At 69.6% G+C, this 15306-nt stretch carries 11 protein-coding genes and 1 pseudogene; 2 read left to right on the forward strand and 10 right to left on the reverse strand.

Translation table 11 applies throughout. The features are described 5' to 3' along the window. Position 1: 1 nt before the first annotated feature. From FFI97_RS09875 to imuA, 4 genes and pseudogenes are all read right to left on the reverse strand, one after another. Positions 2-928 carry a hypothetical protein gene (locus tag FFI97_RS09875; RefSeq protein ID WP_139706815.1) on the reverse strand — a complete coding sequence of 309 codons (927 nt, stop codon included), beginning with the start codon at positions 926-928 and terminating at the stop codon, positions 2-4. A 70-nt stretch (positions 929-998) separates the two neighbouring features. Further along, positions 999-4349: an error-prone DNA polymerase gene (locus FFI97_RS09880; RefSeq protein ID WP_139706813.1), complete on the reverse strand. Its 3351-nt coding sequence runs from the start codon at positions 4347-4349 to the stop codon at positions 999-1001. Further along, positions 4342-5686 (reverse strand): annotated as a pseudogene (locus tag FFI97_RS09885) (Y-family DNA polymerase). The gene FFI97_RS09880 and the pseudogene FFI97_RS09885 overlap by 8 nt, the downstream one beginning before the upstream one ends. Beyond that, on the reverse strand, positions 5655-6452 hold the full coding sequence (gene imuA, locus FFI97_RS09890) for a translesion DNA synthesis-associated protein ImuA (RefSeq protein ID WP_144004414.1): 798 nt from the start codon (positions 6450-6452) through the stop codon (positions 5655-5657). Before imuA ends, FFI97_RS09885 begins: the two are co-directional and overlap by 32 nt. A gap of 111 nt (positions 6453-6563) precedes the next feature. Here imuA and FFI97_RS09895 point away from each other — a divergent pair, with 111 nt between their 5' ends. Together FFI97_RS09895 and FFI97_RS09900 are read left to right on the forward strand one after the other, a co-directional pair. Beyond that, positions 6564-7691, forward strand: coding sequence for an ABC transporter substrate-binding protein (locus tag FFI97_RS09895; protein ID WP_139706150.1), 1128 nt, complete (start codon positions 6564-6566; stop codon positions 7689-7691). Between the two features lie 170 nt (positions 7692-7861). Continuing rightward, the gene (locus FFI97_RS09900) at positions 7862-8689 is read left to right on the forward strand and encodes an aldo/keto reductase (RefSeq protein ID WP_221937668.1); all 828 of its coding nucleotides are present in this window, start codon (positions 7862-7864) and stop codon (positions 8687-8689) included. Here FFI97_RS09900 and FFI97_RS09905 read toward each other — a convergent pair. From FFI97_RS09905 to FFI97_RS09930, 6 genes are all read right to left on the reverse strand, one after another. Next, positions 8676-9638 (reverse strand): Bug family tripartite tricarboxylate transporter substrate binding protein, encoded by a 963-nt coding sequence (locus tag FFI97_RS09905; protein ID WP_139706152.1) that lies wholly within the window; start codon positions 9636-9638, stop codon positions 8676-8678. The genes FFI97_RS09900 and FFI97_RS09905 overlap by 14 nt on opposite strands. 14 nt (positions 9639-9652) lie before the next feature. Further along, positions 9653-10780, reverse strand: coding sequence for a porin (locus tag FFI97_RS09910; protein WP_139706153.1), 1128 nt, complete (start codon positions 10778-10780; stop codon positions 9653-9655). A gap of 137 nt (positions 10781-10917) precedes the next feature. After that, positions 10918-12618, reverse strand: coding sequence for a dihydroxy-acid dehydratase (locus FFI97_RS09915; protein WP_139706155.1), 1701 nt, complete (start codon positions 12616-12618; stop codon positions 10918-10920). Beyond that, entirely contained in the window at positions 12615-13082 is a 468-nt protein-coding gene (locus FFI97_RS09920; RefSeq protein ID WP_139706157.1) for an aconitase X swivel domain-containing protein, read from the reverse strand. The genes FFI97_RS09915 and FFI97_RS09920 overlap by 4 nt, the downstream gene beginning before the upstream one ends. After that, complete coding sequence (locus FFI97_RS09925; RefSeq protein WP_139706159.1) at positions 13079-14374, reverse strand: aconitase X; 1296 nt, start codon at positions 14372-14374, stop codon at positions 13079-13081. The genes FFI97_RS09920 and FFI97_RS09925 overlap by 4 nt, the downstream gene beginning before the upstream one ends. A gap of 53 nt (positions 14375-14427) precedes the next feature. Continuing rightward, on the reverse strand, positions 14428-15270 hold the full coding sequence (locus tag FFI97_RS09930; protein WP_139706161.1) for an IclR family transcriptional regulator: 843 nt from the start codon (positions 15268-15270) through the stop codon (positions 14428-14430). Between the last annotated feature and the right edge of the window lie 36 nt (positions 15271-15306).

A 15306-nucleotide genomic window follows, 5' to 3' on the forward strand; every position in this document is an offset into this window, starting at 1 on the left:
CTCAGATCAGCAGGTCTTGCACGTCGTCCTCGAAGCCCGCCACGGGCTGCGCCTTGGCCAGCGCCAGCCACACCGAAAAAGGAATGCGCTCGAAGGCGCGGTGCACCGCGGCGCGCGCCACCACGAGGCGTTCGCCCTCGAACACCATCACGCCGCATTCGGCCGGGATCTCGTCGGGTGACGCGATGCAGCGGCCCTTGGCGTCGTTGCCCAGCACGTACCAGCACTCGCCGCCCAGGTCGAGATAAGCCGCGCGCTTGTCGGGCTTGCGCAGGTCGCCCAGCAGGTCGGCGCGGCTGACCTTCACCTCGTGCACGATGGGATGCGCATAGGCCTCGACGCTGGTGTTGCGGATCGAAAACACGTCGGGCCGCGCCATGCACCAGCGCGGCTTGCCGCCCTCCTCCAGCGGCGGCAGCCGGGCGCGCAGGCCCAGGCCGCGCCAGGCGATGCGGCCGCCGCGCGTCATCTCGCGCGCCACGCGCTCCACCAGCGCCTCGTGCGGCGACAGCGCCGCGCGGTTGACCGTGAGCGTGGTGGCGATGCGCGCAATGCCCGCGTCGGTCACGCGCAGCGTCTCGTGGCCCAGTGCGCTGCGCACGCGTTCGAGAAAACCGCCCGCGAGCAGTTCGACCTCGATGGTGTCGCAGCAGGGCCAGCCGGCCGAGCGGTAGATCTCGCGCAGGCGACGTGCGTGCGGCTTGCCGAAGGGCACGGCCGTCTGCAGGGGCGGCGGGTCGCTCACCGGCGGCGGAAAACCGGGGTCCGTCACCGGGGGCATGACCGGCGGCGGATCGCCTTCGGGCGGCAGCACGGGCGGCGGCGGTGGCGGCATGGGCACATCGGGCGCGGGCGGCGGCGGGCCGATCGGCGTGGCGACGACCTCATCGGCAAGGGCAAATCCGGCGGTTGCGGCGAGTGCGGACATGGGAGGAACAGGTTAGCGAAAAGTGAGGGGCGGCGCGAGGCATGGAACGATCGGTTGCATTCGCAATGCCTCAGTGGAAGTCGCGGCTGGTGTTGCTCTGTGCCAGCCGGCCCAGCAGCGGCGTGAGGTCCTTGAAGCCGGTGGCGATCAGGTGCTGCACCTTGCCGCCGCTGTCATCGTCGCGCTGCCAGGTGCCCTGCACCGCGAGCAAGTGCGACTTGAGCAGCGGCTCGCGCCAGGCCTCGATGACGTGGCTCCACACGATCACGTTGACGTTGCCGGTCTCGTCCTCCAGCGTGACGAAGATGGTGCCGTTGGCGGTGCCGGGCCGCTGCCGGCCCTTGACGATGCCGCAGGCGCGCACGGTCTGGCCGCTGCGCGCGGCGCGCAGTTCCACCGCGCTCAGGAGCCGCATGCGCGCCAGGCGCGGGCGCAGCAGCGCGAGCGGATGGCGGCGCAGCGTGAGGCCCAGCGCCGCGTAGTCGCCGACGATCTCTTCGCCCTCGGGCGCGGCGGGCAGCAGCAGCGCCTGTTCGTGGATCGGCACGCCCTTGAGCAGGGCCGACGAGCGGTGCTGCGCCGTGGCGTCCCACACCTGCTGGCGCCGATGGCCCGAGAGCGACATCAGCGCATCGGCCGCCGCGAGCGCGGCCATGTCCTTGCCTTCGAGCTCGGCGCGCAGGGCCAAATCTTCGGTGCTGATGAAAGGCGCTTGTGCGCGGGCTTTCAGCAGGCGCTCGGCGCCGGCGTCGCTGAGGCCCAGGACCCGGTTCAGGCCCAGCCGAACCGCGGGCTGGTTGTCGTTACCGAGGCGGTCGGCATAGCGCGTGTCGGTACCCGCGGGCATGCGCGGTGCATCGGGCGCGCGGGCTTCGAGCGTGGTGTCGATCTCGCTGCACGTGACGTCGACCGGCCGCACCTCGACCCCATGGCGGCGCGCGTCCTGCACCAGCTGCGAGGGGCTGTAGAAGCCCATCGGCTGCGAGTCGAGCAGTGCAGCGAGGAAGCAGGCGGGTTCGTAGTTCTTGAGCCAGCTGCTGATGGTGACCAGCAGCGCGAAGCTCGCGGCGTGGCTTTCGGGAAAGCCGTAGTCGCCGAAGCCGAGGATCTGCTTGAAGATGGCTTCGGCGAACTCCTTCGGGTACTTGTTGTCCACCATCCCATCCACGAGCTTCGCGTGAAACTTGTCGAGGCCGCCCTTGCGCTTCCACGCGGCCATGGCACGACGCAACTGATCGGCTTCGTCTGCGCTGAACTTCGCCGCGATCATGGCGATCTGCATCACCTGCTCCTGGAAGATCGGAATGCCCAGCGTGCGTTCCAGCGCCGGCTTCAGTTCCTCTTTTTCGTAGAGGATCGGCAAGCCCTTGCGCACCCGCTCGCGCTGCTTCAGGTACGGATGCACCATGCCGCCCTGGATAGGCCCGGGCCGCACGATCGCCACCTCGATCACCAGGTCCTCATACGTCTGCGGCTTCAGGCGCGGCAGCATCGACATCTGCGCCCGGCTCTCGATCTGGAACACGCCGATGGTGTCGGCGTCGCAGATCATGTCGAACACCTTCGGGTCGTCGTGGGGGACGTGGTGCATCTCCACCATCGAGCCCCGCCAGCGGTTCATGTGGTCGAGCCCGCGGCGGATGGCGCTCAGCATGCCGAGCGCGAGCACGTCGACCTTGAGCATCCCCATGGCTTCGAGGTCGTCCTTTTCCCACTGGATGACGGAGCGGTCTTTCATCGACGCCTTCTCGATCGGCACCAGCCGCGTGAGCTTGGTGTGCGTGAGCACGAAGCCGCCGACGTGCTGGCTCAGGTGGCGCGGAAAGCCCTTGAGCCGCTGCGTCATCTCGATCCACTGGACCAGCTTGAGCCGGTCTTCCTTTACGCCGACGCGCGCGGCGGCCTTGTCGAGCTGCTCGCCGAGTGCGGTGTCGTCGAACCAGTAGTGGTCCTTGGCGAACTCGTCGACCAGCCGCTCGTCGATGCCGATGGCCTTGCCGACGTCGCGCAAGGCGCTGCGCGAGCGGTAGCAGATGACGACGGCAGCGATGGCGGCGCGCTCGCGGCCGTACTTTTCGTAGATGTACTGGATGACTTCTTCGCGCCGCTGGTGCTCGAAGTCGACGTCGATGTCGGGCGGTTCCTTGCGATGGCGGCTCAGGAAGCGCTCGAACAGCAGGTGGCCTTTTTCGGGGTCGATGGCGGTGATTTCGAGGCAATAGCAGACAACGGAATTGGCCGATGACCCACGCCCCTGGCAAAGAATTTTCTGTGAGCGCGCAAAGCGGACGATGTTCTCTACGGTGAGGAAGAACATCTCGTATTCAAGTTCCCTGATCAGGTCCAGCTCTTTCTGCACCTGGGCTCGCACGCCATCAGGAATCCCGTTCGGGTAGCGCCTTTGCGCCCCTTCCCATGTCTTGCGCACCAGCGTCTGCGCCGCCGTCTCGCTGCTGCCCACGGTCTCCAGCGGGTACTTGTAGGTCTCGCGGATCACCTCGGGATCGAAGCGGCACCGCTGCGCCACCGCCAGCGTGTTCGCCAGCATCGCGGGCAGGTACAGCTCGGCCAGTCGCACCCGCTGGCGCAGGTGCCGCTCGGCGTTCGACTGCAGCGCGAAGCCGCACTCGGCCACCGTGCGGCCTTCGCGCACCGCCGTGAGCACGTCGTGCAGCGGCTTGCGCCCGCGCGCGTGCATGTGCACGTCGCCGGCCGCGACCAGCGGCACGCCGGCCTGCTCGCCCGCCTGCATCAGCGTGACGAGCCAGAGGTCGTCGTCGAGTTCGTTGAACAGCTCCACGGCCAGCCAGAGGTTGTCGCCGTACAGCGCCCTGGCGGCGGCCAGGTCGTCCTGCACGGTGGCCGCCTCCGGCATGCCTCCCGGCGGACGGTGCGGCACGAAGAGGACCTGGCAGTGCTGCAGCGAGGCGACGTCGCTCGTGTCCCAATCGACGCGGTACTCGCCCTTGGGCAGCTCGGTGTTGCGCGCGGCGGTGATGAACTCGCAGAGGTTGCCCCAGCCCTCGGTGTCGTTCGCGATCACCACGAGCTTGAAGCGCTCGAAGCGGAACTCGCTGCCGAACAGCAGGCGGAATTCGGGGTGGCGCGGGATCGGCGGCTCGTCCGGGTGCTCGCGCTCGTAGGTGTCCAGCTTGGCGGGCAGGTCGCGCAACGCGACATGCGCGCGCACGATGCCGGCCACCGAGCATTCGTCGGTGATAGCCAGCGCCGCATAGCCGAGGTGGTAGGCGCGCTCGACCACCTCTTCGGGCGTCGACGCGCCGCGCTGGAAGCTGAAGTTCGTGAGGCAGTGCAGCTCGGCATAGCCGGGCAGGCCCGGCGCCGGGCGCAGCCGCTGCGGCAGCACATGCACCTTGGCAGGCTGGCGCTTGCGCTCTTCCTTGCCGCTCAGGTCAGGCATAGAAGCCTTGCAGATACCAGCGCACCTCGCCCGACGAAAACCGCGTGGCGGGCCGCTCGCGAAAGATCCACACCAGGCCGGCCTCGGGGCTTTCGGCCACGTAGTAGTCGCGCATCGCGGGCTGGCCGCCGTCTTCCTCGCCGCCCCACCAGCCGGCCTCGACGCGCTGCGGCCCGACCAGCTTGCGCAGCGGCCCGCAGTAGCACGGGCGCTTGCCGTCCATCTCGAGCCGCAAGGGCTCGGGCAGCAGCCAGGGCGGGTAGATCGCATCGGGCTGCGAGGCGGCGTCCTTGCGGGCCTTGTCGGGTGCCGGGGTTTTCTCTTTTTGCAGCGCGGGCCGCCACCGCTGCTGGCGCTCGGGCCGGTGGTCGGCCTGCGCGAGCGGCACCACCACCTGGTCGGCGCCGAGCCGCACGCTGAGCCGTTCGACCATCTCGTGCAGCTTGTCGCCCTTGCGGTTGTCTTCCGGCAGAAAGCTGGTGCTGGCACCGGCCAGCGGATCGGTTTCGAGCGTGCGCAGCTTCAGCCAGCTCGCAGGCGCGGCCAGCGTGGTGAGCGCGAGTTTTTTCGGACAGCAGGCGGCGCAGGTGCGCCATGTCCTGCGTGGGCTCGGCCGTGCGCACGGTGAGCTGCTGGTGCGGCGGCAGGGTCACGCCGTTGAGGCGCCGCAGGTCGAGCGTCCATTGCAGCTCGAGCGCACGCGCGCCGCGCTGGCGGGCGCGCAGCCAGATCTGCAGCGCCGAGAGCAGGCGGTTGGCCGACCACATGAGTTCGGGCCCGGTCTCGGCCAGCGCGGGCAGTTCGAGCTTCTGCTCGAACACGTCGGGCAGCGTGAGCCAGGCGTGGGTTTCGGGGCGCAGGCCCCAGGCGATGTCGAGCGCCTCGCGCAGCCCGGCGCCGAAGCGCCGCGCCAGCCCGCCGCGCGGCAATGCCGCCACCTCGCCCCAGGTGCGGCAGCCCAGGCGCGCGAGCAGGTCGAGGTGGCCCTGCGCGGCCGTCAGCGTGTCCAGCGGCAGGCCGGCCGGCACCTCGGCGGGCCGGTGTTCGTTGCGCGCGAACAGGCGCAGCCGCGCCAGCGCGATCAGGCTGGTGGCGCCCTGCGCGCCGCGCATGCGCGCGTCGGGTGCGGGGTTGAGGGCCAGCAGCTGGCGCATCAGCGGCGCGCGACCGCCCCACAGGCGCTCGCAGGCCGAGACCTCGAGCATCAGCGCCTCGTCCTGCCAGGCGACGTGCGGCGTGAACTGCAGCGCCCACCAGCCCAGGGCCTCGGGCGGGGGCATGTCGGGGGCGTCGGCGTCCTCGGTTTCAGACGACCACTGCAAGGCGATCCAGTGCATCCGGGCCTCCTTTCCATGCGTCGATGCGCACCACCGTGGCCGACGGCGCAGCGGCCGGTGCCACGGGCGGCTGCAGGCGCAGCTGGCGCCGCACGCGGGCGGCGGCCAGCAGCGCGCTCATGCGGGCATTGCGCGCCGGCACCCGCACCGGCACGGCCAGCGGCGGGCCCCGGCGCTTGAGCAGGTGCAGCGCGATCTGCGCCGGATCGTCCGGGCAGCGCTCGGCACGCAGGCGCAGGCGCGCGGGCGAAGCCGACAGCGCCACCGACTCGGGCCGGCACACGAACAGCAGCACCTCGTGCTGCGCGGCCGCCAGCTGCAGCCGCCGCAGCTCGCCCACGCGGGCCTGCGGCAGCCAGGCGACGACGGCAGCGATCTCGGCGCAGCGCAGCGCCTGCTCGCAGGCCCACAGCCGCGCGGCCGGGGCGTCGCTGCGCACGCACATCAGCGCCTCCACCGGCAAGCCCTGTGCCGCCAGCGCGGTGCCGCAGGGTTCGTAGGGCGCGCCGACCAGCACCACCGGCCCGCCGCGCGCCTCCACGGCCTGCGCCAACGCGGGCAGCAGCAGGCGCCAGACATGGGCCTCGGGCGTGGCCTGCAGCAGCTCCGTCATCGCGCCCACGGGCCAGCCGCCGCCGGGCAGCTCGGCGTCGAGCGCGGCATGCCCGGTGGCCACGACCTGCGCGTCGGCCAGGCCGAGTTCGTCGGCGTGCCAGACGCCGCGGCCCGCGGCGGTGGAAAAGGAGTCGAGGAAAGGGAGGCCCATGATTGCAGTTGTTAACTGTATTTTTATACAGTATTTCCCAGGTCGCAACCAGCGATCGATTTACCTGCGAAGGCCCGCGCCTTAAGATCGGTTTATTAACAATTAGTGACCATGAGACACAAAATGATTCGCCTGCGGTTTCTGGCCCTCGCCGCGCTCGTCTTCGCAGGGGTGCCCGCCTCGGCCCAGCCCGCCAAGCCGCTCCTGATCGGCCAGACCTACGTGCAGACCGGCCCGCTCGCGTCGCTGTCGACCGAGCCGCTGGTGGGCATCCGTGCCATGTTCACCGCGCTGAACGCGAGCGGCGGCGTCAACGGCCGCCCGGTCGAGCTGCGCCAGCTCGACGACGCCTACGACCCCGCCAAGGGCGCAGAGAACGTCAAGACCTTCGCACGCGACGGCGCCGTGGGCGTGCTGATGCCCATCGGCACCTCGTCGGCGGTCGGCGCGCTGAAGGCGGCCAACGAGCTGAAGATTCCCGTCGTCGGCCCCTACACGGGCGCGGGCCCGGTGGTGAAGTTCAGCGAGTTCGGTTTTCCGGTGCGCATCAGCTTCGACGAGGAATACAGCCGCATCGTGAACCACCTGTTCACCATCGGCCTGTCGCGCATCGCCTTCGCGCACAACGACAACCCCGGCGCGCGCTCGGCGATGGAGAGCACGCAGAAGTTCATTGCCGAGCGCGGCGACAAGATGGTCGGCAGCGTGGCCATCAAGAACGACGGTTCCGACGCGGCCGAACGCGCCGCCGAGCTGGCCAAGCTCAAGCCCAAGGCCGTGGTGCTGTCGGCCACCAACGACGTGGCGGCGAAGTTCATCGCGGCCTACCGCGCGACCGGCGGCGAGACGGCCTTCTATTCGTTCTCCTTCCTGAATGGGCAAAAGCTCTTCCAGGACATCAAGAAGGACGCGGCCGGCGTGGTCATCTCGCAGGTCGTTCCCTACCCGTGGAACAGCGCGATGCCCGTCATCGCCGAGTACCAGGCGGCGATGAAGAAGATCGGCATGACCGAATTCAGCTACGCGAGCCTGGAGGGCTATGTCACGGCCAAGGTCATGGTCGAAGGCCTGAAGCGCGCGGGCGCCAACCCCACGCCCGAGTCGCTGCAGAAGGGCCTGGAGTCGTTCAAGACGCTGGACCTCGGCGGCATCGCCGTGTCGTACCGGCCCGGCGAGCACCGCGGGCTGACCTTCTCCGAGCTGTCGATGCTCAAGGCCGACGGGCGCTACCTGCGCTGAGCCCTTCCGCCCGCCGGCCTCGCGGGCGCAGAATTTCGTTCGTGACGACGCCCCTCACGAACGCACACCCTTACGCCCTCACGCGCGCCCGGTTGCTCCGACTGGGCGCAGCCCTGTGCGCAGGTGCCGCGCTCCCCTCCTTCGCCCAGCAGCCACCCCGCAGGCCCGCGATGCAGATGACCACCCGCCCCATTCCCTCCACGAAGGAAGCCCTGCCGGTCGTCGGCTGCGGCACCTGGATCGGCTTCGACCAGCGCCCCGACACCGACGAATACAGGCGCCTGCCCGGCGTGCTCGACGCGCTCTTCGCGGCCGGCGGCACGGTGATCGACAGCTCGCCGATGTACGGCCGCTCCGAGGAAACCACCGGCGAACTGCTGGCCGCCGCCAAGCCGAGCGCCAGGCCTTTCCTCGCGGCCAAGGTCTGGACCTCGGGCCGCGAGGCCGGCATCGCGCAGATGGAGCAATCGTTCGCGCGGCTTCGCACGCAGCAGATCGACCTGATGCAGGTGCACAACCTCGTCGACTGGCGCACCCACCTCGCCACGCTGCGCGGCTGGAAGGAGAAAGGCCGCGTGCGCTACATCGGCATCACGCACTACACCGCCTCGGCCTACGACGAGGTCGAGGCTGTGCTGCGCGCCGAGACGCTCGACTTTGTGCAGATCAACTACTCGCTCGATGCGCGCGATGCCGAACAGCGCCTGCTGCCGCTCGCGGCCGAGCGCGGCGTGGCGGTGATCGTCAACATGCCCTTCGGCGGCGGCGGCTTGCTCCGGCGCCTGCGCGACAGGCCGCTGCCCGCCTGGGCCGGCGACATCGGCTGCACGAGCTGGGCGCAGGTGCTGCTGAAGTTCGTGCTGAGCCATCCGGCCGTGACCTGCGCGATCCCGGGCACGAGCCGCGCGGAGCACATGACGGACAACGCCGCGGCCGGCGCCGGCACCTTCCCCGATGCCGCCTTCTGGCGCCGCGAGGCCTCTTCTATTCGAACTTGACGTTGTGCTCCCGCACCGTCGCGCCGAAGGCGTCGTACTGCGTGCGGAAGAACTCGGCGAACTTCGCGGGGCTCATGCCGTAGCCCTCGAAGCCCTGCTGCACCAGCTGCGCATGCACGTCAGGCCGCTTGAACGTGTTCTGCAACTCCTGCGAGAGCCTGTCGGTGATCTCCTTCGGCAACCCCGGCGGCCCGAAGAAGCCGGCCCAGGGCGTGATCGTGAGCTTGCCCAGCCCCAGCTCGCCGCCCGTCGGCACATCGGGCAGCAAGCCGCTGCGCTGCGGCAGCAGCGTGACCAGCGCGCGGATGCGCCCCTCCTTCACGAAGCCCGGCGCCAGCGTGCCGGTGGTGAACATCATCTGGATCTGCCCGCCCAGCAGGTCGGTCATGGCCTGCATGTCGCCCTTGTAGCGCGCGTTGACCACCTTGCGCTCGCCCAGCAACTGCAGCATTGCGAGCTCCGAGGCGCTGTTGCTCGATGCCGAGTTGAGCACGCCGGGCTTCGACGCCACGAGCGCCAGCAGCTCGTTCACGCTCTTCACCGGCAGGCTGGCCGGCACCACGAGGAACATCGAGAACTGCCCCGCCGAGCTGATCGGCGTGAAGGCCTTGAACGGGTCGTAGGGCGAGGTCGGCCGCAGCGTGGGCGCGGCGACCATCGCGGTGTTGGTGCCCATCAGCAGCGTGTAGCCGTCGGGCCTGGCCGACGAGGTGGCCTGCGCCGCGAGCACGCCGTCGGCGCCGGGGCGGTTCTCCACGATCACCTGCTGGCCGAGCTGTTTCGACAGCCCCTCCGCGATGATCCGCGTGAGCGAATCGGCGCCGCCGCCCGCGGCAAAGCCGACGATCAGCTTCAGCGGCTTGTTCGGGTACGCGTCGGCGCTCCAGGCCGCCGCGCCGGGCAGTGCCGTGGCGGCGAGGGCCGCGAGAGTCAAGGTTCTGCGTCGCATGAAAGCCTCCTTGTTCAGAAGAGGTGCCGCACGCCGAACTCCCAGCCCGACGAGCGCATCCCGCCCGCCGGCGCGCTGCCGCCGCTCACCACGTAGCGCGCCTGCCCGCTGTTCATCAGCCGCGCGTAGGTGCCGTACAGCGCGGTGCGCCGGGAGAGGTTGTGCACGTAGCCGATGCCGAACTGGCGCGCGTCGTCGCGGTTGCGCGGCATGCCGTTGGCGTTGCGCAGGCTCTCGTCGCTGCGGTCGTCCAGGTAGGCGTAGCTCACGCGGATGCGCCCGACCTCGAAGGCCGGGATGTGCGCGCCGATCTCGACGGTGTTCTTGCGCACCGTGCCGGCCGCGAGCTTCACCGTCACCTTGTTGTAGAGCGCGAAGAACTTCGCGAAGCCCGCGTCCCACGAACCGCCGATGTTGGCGTGCGTGTAGTTGCCGATGGTGGAGGTGGCGTTGAAGTGCGAGCGCGTCACGGCCGCGGCGATGTCGAAAGCGCCCGAGGCGAAGCCGAAGCGCGCGCCGCCGAAGTTGCCGTCGTCGCGGTTCGGCGCGGTGGAGTTGTTCTCGCCGGTGCCGATCATCGCCATGCCGTAGAAGCCGCCCAGCTTGGCCGGCAGCCAGTAGCTCACCGTGTTGCTGCCGGTGATGGCCGTGGGCAGCGGCCCGGTGCCCGCGCCCGCGAAGGTGAGGTTGCCCGCGCGCGCCACGCCGTTGGCGTTGAAGGGGTCGAAGTAGATGCTGTTGTAGTGCGTGGGGATGAAGTCGTGGCCCAGCCGCACTTCGCCCAGCGAATCGTGCGACAGGCTCACGAAGGACATGCGGTCGAAGGTGATCGGCCCCGCCGGGCCCGCCCCGCTCGTCTGGTTGTTGGTGTTGCTCGGCCGGCCGGTGCCCAGGTCGGGGTTCAGGCTGCCTTCGAGCCAGAAGCCTGCACGCAGGCCGCCGCCCAGGTCTTCGGTGCCGCGAAAGCCGATGCGGCTGGTCGACAGGCCGCCGTTCGACAGCGCCTTGATCGAGCCGCCGCCCTCGCCCTTCGTGTGCTGGACGCCGAGGTCCATCACGCCGAACACGGTGACGCTGGATTGCGCGTGCGCCGCACCGCTGCTGGCCAGGCCAATGGCCGACCACATCAAAAGTCTCTTCATGGTTTCTTGTCTCCTGCTCTTTTCTTGGTTGAAAACTCTGGAATCACTCGGGAATCACTTGGGAATGGCGCGCAGGGCTGCGCCACCGGGTGCGCACGGGGGTGCGCACCGGTTGGCGAAGGCCGGGGAAAAAAGGTCTAGCTGGCGGGCCGCGGGCGCTCGGTGCGCACGAGCACGGCCCCCTTGGACAGCGGGCTCACGTTGCGCCGGTACTGCTGCAGCCAGCCGGTGTCGAAGGCCGGCGGCGGCGCCTGCCAGTCGGCGCGGCGCGCGGCGAGTTCGGCGTCAGTCAATGCGATGTCGAGGCGACGTTCGTCGAGGTCGATGGTGATCGCGTCGCCGTCACGCACCAGCCCGAGCGGACCGCCCAGTGCCGCTTCGGGCGACACCTCGGCCACCACGAGCCCCTTGCAGACGAGGCCCGAGAGATGCCCGTCGGTCAGCAGCGCGACCTGGTCGCCGAGCCCCGCGCCGTCGACCGCGAAGACCACGCGCGATGCGCCGCCGCCCATGGCCGGTCCACCGCACGCGCCGGCGCCGCGCATCACGACCACCTGGCCGGGAACGATCTCGTGGTTCTTGATCGCGGCGATGGCAGCGTCCGAAGTCCAGAAGCACACGGCCGGCCCGGTGAAGCGCCGCACCTTGCGCTCGGCGATGCCGGTCTTGATGAGGCCCGACTCGGGCGCGAGGTTGCCGCGCAGGAGCACGATGGCCGGCAGCGGCGCGACCGGACGGTCGATGGGGCGGATCACCTCGGCGTCCCTCACTTCGGCGTGGCGCAGGTTGTCGGCGACGGTGCCGCCGGTCACCGTGAGCGCGCCCGTGTCGAGCAAGGGCGCGAGCTGCTTCATCAGCGCGCGGCAGCCGCCCGCCGCCTCGAAGGCCTCGATGGAATGCTCGCCGATGGGCCGCACACCGGCCAGCACCGGCGTCGTGGGGCCGAGGCTTTCGAAGAGGCCGTACACGTCGACGCCGCACTCGCCTTCGGTCGATATCGCCTGCAGGTGCTTGGCCGTGTTGAGCGAACCGCCGACGGAGAGCACCGCACGCACCGCGTTGGCGAAAGCGCCGGCCGAGAGGATGTCGCGCGGCTTCAGGTCGTCCAGCACCATCTGCACGATGCGCGTGCCGGCCGCGCGCACGTCGTCCATCATCTTCGGGCTCAGCGCGGCGACCGGCGCGCTGCCGGGCAAGGCCATGCCAAGCGCTTCGCACACGATGTGCATCGAGTTCGCCGTGCCCAGGCCCGAGCACACGCCCGGCCCGCGGATCGCCTCGCGGCTCATGCCCACGAGTTCTTCCACCGGCAGGTGGCCGGTGACCGCGTGCATCGCGCCGATGAACACCTCCTCGATGTCCATGTGCTTGCCGCGGTACTCGCCGCTGGGCTGGTAGCCGCAGGGCACGAGCAATGTCGGGATGTTGAGCCGCGCGGCCGCCATGAGCTGCCCCGGCACGGTCTTGTCGCACGAGGTGAGGCAGACCATGCCGTCGAGCTGCGCGCCTTCGACCGCGACCTCGATGTCGTTGGTCACGAGGTCGCGCGCGCCGAGCATGTAGGCGCCGCGCGCGCCCGCGCCGGTGATGAAGTCGCTGGGCGCGGCGGTGCGGATTTCGAACGGCACGCCGCCCGCCGCGCGGATCGCTGTCTTGATTTCCGCCGCCACCTTGTCGAGGTGGCTGAAGCAGGCGGCCAGTTCCGAGGAGCTGTTGACGATGGCGATCTTGGGCTTCTCGCAATCCTCCTCGGGGATGCCGAGCGCGCGCCAGTGCGCATTGCGCACCGACCAGAGGTAGGAGCCGCGCGGGAAGTTGCTGCGCAGGGGGCGGGTCATGAACGGTCTCCGGTTTTGTTGTCGTTGTTCTTCTTGGTGATCTCGATCACGCCGCGGTCGGCGTCCACGCGCACCCAGTCGCCGGTCTCGATGCATGCGAGCGGGTCGCGCTCGAAGTCGGTCATCGAGGGCGAGTGCGTCACCACGGCGCCGAGCGCCATCTTGGTCGTCATCTCGTTGAACAGGAACGCCGCGGGCGCGGAGTTCATGAGCCGCGTCATGTGGAACATCGCGGACCAGCCCGACGAGCCCTTGGCGCCCGGGAACACCAGCACCTTGCCGGCGAAGCTCTGGCCGCGCAGTTCGTGCCGCGTCTCGATGACGGTGCCGGTGCGCGGGTCGATGCCGCCCCAGCCGGAGATGCGGTCGCGCGTGACCAGCGCCTCGCCTTCGGCCACGCCGCCGACCACTTTCCGGCCGCGGATCACGATGGTCTTCTTTTCGGTCATGACGGCGGCGTTCATGCGTAGCCCCCGTTCCAGCGGCCGGTGCAGGCCGCATCGATGCATTCGGCCGTGCTGCCGAACCACGCCTGCACGCCGAGGATGGCGGGCAGGTAGTGCGCCTGCTTGGCGGAATCGAGCGCCACGGTCTTCGTGCCCTTGGGCACGGCGCGGCTCATGGCCGAGCAGCTGTCGGTCATGAGGATGCCGCCCGCGTCTTCGATGATCTTCGTGTAGCCATTGCGGTCGGCCAGTGACTTGATGGCGCGCGGCGTGAAGATCCACAGCTCGCAATCGGGGTGCACCTTGCGCCCTTCGATGAGCTGCGCGGTCTCCCAGATCTGCTCGATGGTGTAGTGCGGGCAGCCGAGCATCACGTACTGGACTTCGCTGTCCTTGCCGGTGACGTTGATCTTTTCGTAGGTGGCGCGGCGCTCGGCCTCGCCGTAGCGCAGCACCTCGACGGGCGCCTTGCCGCCGAGCGCCTGCGCCAGCGTCAGCGCCTCGGGCGTGACGCCGGCGATGTGGTACATCTCCACACCGCCCGAGGACGAGGCGGCCGCGCCGAAGTGCTTGAGCCGCGGCAAGTTCGGCACGCGGCCGATGCCGCGCCGGCTGTGCACCACCGGCACGCGCTCCTGCACATGCTCGCCGATGTAGTAGCCGAGCAGGCCCCAGTCCTGCACCGACTCGACCTCGATGTCCAGCTCGATCACATGGGTCGCGCGGCGGTTCTCTTCGAGGTGGTAGCCCCAGTACGGAATGCGCCCGGTGAGCATCGCCGCACCCGTGCTCTCGCGGCCCTCGGTGTTGGTGCGCGCACCGAGCACCGAATTGCAATACACCACCGCCGACGATTCCATCCACGCGCAGTGCTCGCCGCGCGTCGGAATGTTGCCGACCTGGTAGGGCGTGCAGGTGTTCATGATCTGCGCGCCGAGGCCGGCCGCATGGCGCTCGCTCTTGTTGTAGAACTGGACGATCTCCTCGCTCACGTCCATGCGCTCGGGCTGGCCGGGGTCGAAGCCCAATTGCAGGTGGCTCGTGAAGACCTTGAACTTCGGGATCTCGACCGTCTCCTGGCTGTCGAGGCTGAATTCGGAGAACACCGCGTCCATGCCGCCGCCCTTGACGAGCGCGAAGTCGCGCTGGAAAGGCGTGGTCGAGGTGATGGTGGCGCAGACGTTGCGCGTCTCGACCAGTCGCTCGGCGCCGAGGGCTTCGCCGTAGCGCATCAGCAGGTCCATCGCCTTCTGCACGGCCGGTCCGTCGCGGCCGTCGTACATGGCTTTTTCTTCATCGCTCAGGTGCATGACCTGTGTCTCCGTTCTTCTGTCGTCGTGGGGAAGGGTCCCCGGCCGGGCGGCTAACCCGGCGAGGGTGAAGGCACGTGGCCGCCGATGTCGCGCGCAATGGTGAGCGCGATGTCGTGCAGGCGCGGTGCGAGTTCGTTGCGCAATCTGTCTTCGGTGAACACGAAGGCGGCGCCGCCGCCGTTGAGCGCCATCACCTCGCCGTCGGGGCCGATGAGCGGCACCGACACCGAGTTGATCTCGCGGTGGAATTCGCCGAGCGAGAGGCAGTAGCCCAGCCGCTTGGCTTCGCCGATGGCGCGCGTCATGGGCGCGGCGATGCCGTCCCACTCGGGGCCGCGCAGGAGGCGCATCGAATCGACCAGCTGGTTGCGCTGCGCATCGGGCAGCGCCGAGAGGTACGCGCGGCCGAGCGCCGAGTTCGGCAGCGGCGCGCGCGAACCCACGTCCAGCCGCGCCGAGAGCATCGACGAGCGCGGGCGGCAGGCTTCGATCAGCACCATCTCCATGCCGTCGCGCACCGCGAGGTAGACCGAAGCGCCCACCTCCTCCGCCATCGCTTGCATGCTGGGCCGCGCGGCGGCGCGCACATCGAGGCTGCCGAGGAACACGCGCGAGAGCGACACCACGCCCGGCCCGAGCATGAAGCGGTCGGGCGCCTGCGCGGGCTTGAGCATGCCCAGCGAGAGCAGCGTCGCGACCAGCCGGTTGACCGTGGGACGCGGAATGCCGGTGATGCGTGCGACGTCGGCATGGCCAAGCACCGGACGGTCTTCGCTGAAGCAGCGCAGCACCGAGATGCCGCGCTCCAGCGCGCTCACGGTGTCGGAACGTTCGCCGCGCGCATCGGAGGCATCGGCCGCGGAAAGAGAGCTGTCGTTTTTTTCGGTGGACATGGAAGGACCCTTTGAACGCTTTGCAAGACTCTGCAA

It is taken from the genome of Variovorax sp. KBS0712 (assembly GCF_006323185.2).
Taxonomy (GTDB): Bacteria; Pseudomonadota; Gammaproteobacteria; order Burkholderiales; family Burkholderiaceae_C; genus Variovorax; species Variovorax boronicumulans.

What these genes read in the sequence shown, in the direction of transcription:
- FFI97_RS09875 (WP_139706815.1), bottom strand. Translation starts at nt 928, where the DNA reads ATGTCCGCACTCGCCGCAACCGCCGGATTTGCCCTTGCCGATGAGGTC.
- FFI97_RS09880 (WP_139706813.1), bottom strand. Translation starts at nt 4,349, where the DNA reads ATGCCTGACCTGAGCGGCAAGGAAGAGCGCAAGCGCCAGCCTGCCAAG.
- imuA (WP_144004414.1), bottom strand. Translation starts at nt 6,452, where the DNA reads ATGGGCCTCCCTTTCCTCGACTCCTTTTCCACCGCCGCGGGCCGCGGC.
- FFI97_RS09895 (WP_139706150.1), top strand. Translation starts at nt 6,564, where the DNA reads ATGAGACACAAAATGATTCGCCTGCGGTTTCTGGCCCTCGCCGCGCTC.
- FFI97_RS09900 (WP_221937668.1), top strand. Translation starts at nt 7,862, where the DNA reads ATGCAGATGACCACCCGCCCCATTCCCTCCACGAAGGAAGCCCTGCCG.
- FFI97_RS09905 (WP_139706152.1), bottom strand. Translation starts at nt 9,638, where the DNA reads ATGCGACGCAGAACCTTGACTCTCGCGGCCCTCGCCGCCACGGCACTG.
- FFI97_RS09910 (WP_139706153.1), bottom strand. Translation starts at nt 10,780, where the DNA reads ATGAAGAGACTTTTGATGTGGTCGGCCATTGGCCTGGCCAGCAGCGGT.
- FFI97_RS09915 (WP_139706155.1), bottom strand. Translation starts at nt 12,618, where the DNA reads ATGACCCGCCCCCTGCGCAGCAACTTCCCGCGCGGCTCCTACCTCTGG.
- FFI97_RS09920 (WP_139706157.1), bottom strand. Translation starts at nt 13,082, where the DNA reads ATGAACGCCGCCGTCATGACCGAAAAGAAGACCATCGTGATCCGCGGC.
- FFI97_RS09925 (WP_139706159.1), bottom strand. Translation starts at nt 14,374, where the DNA reads ATGCACCTGAGCGATGAAGAAAAAGCCATGTACGACGGCCGCGACGGA.
- FFI97_RS09930 (WP_139706161.1), bottom strand. Translation starts at nt 15,270, where the DNA reads ATGTCCACCGAAAAAAACGACAGCTCTCTTTCCGCGGCCGATGCCTCC.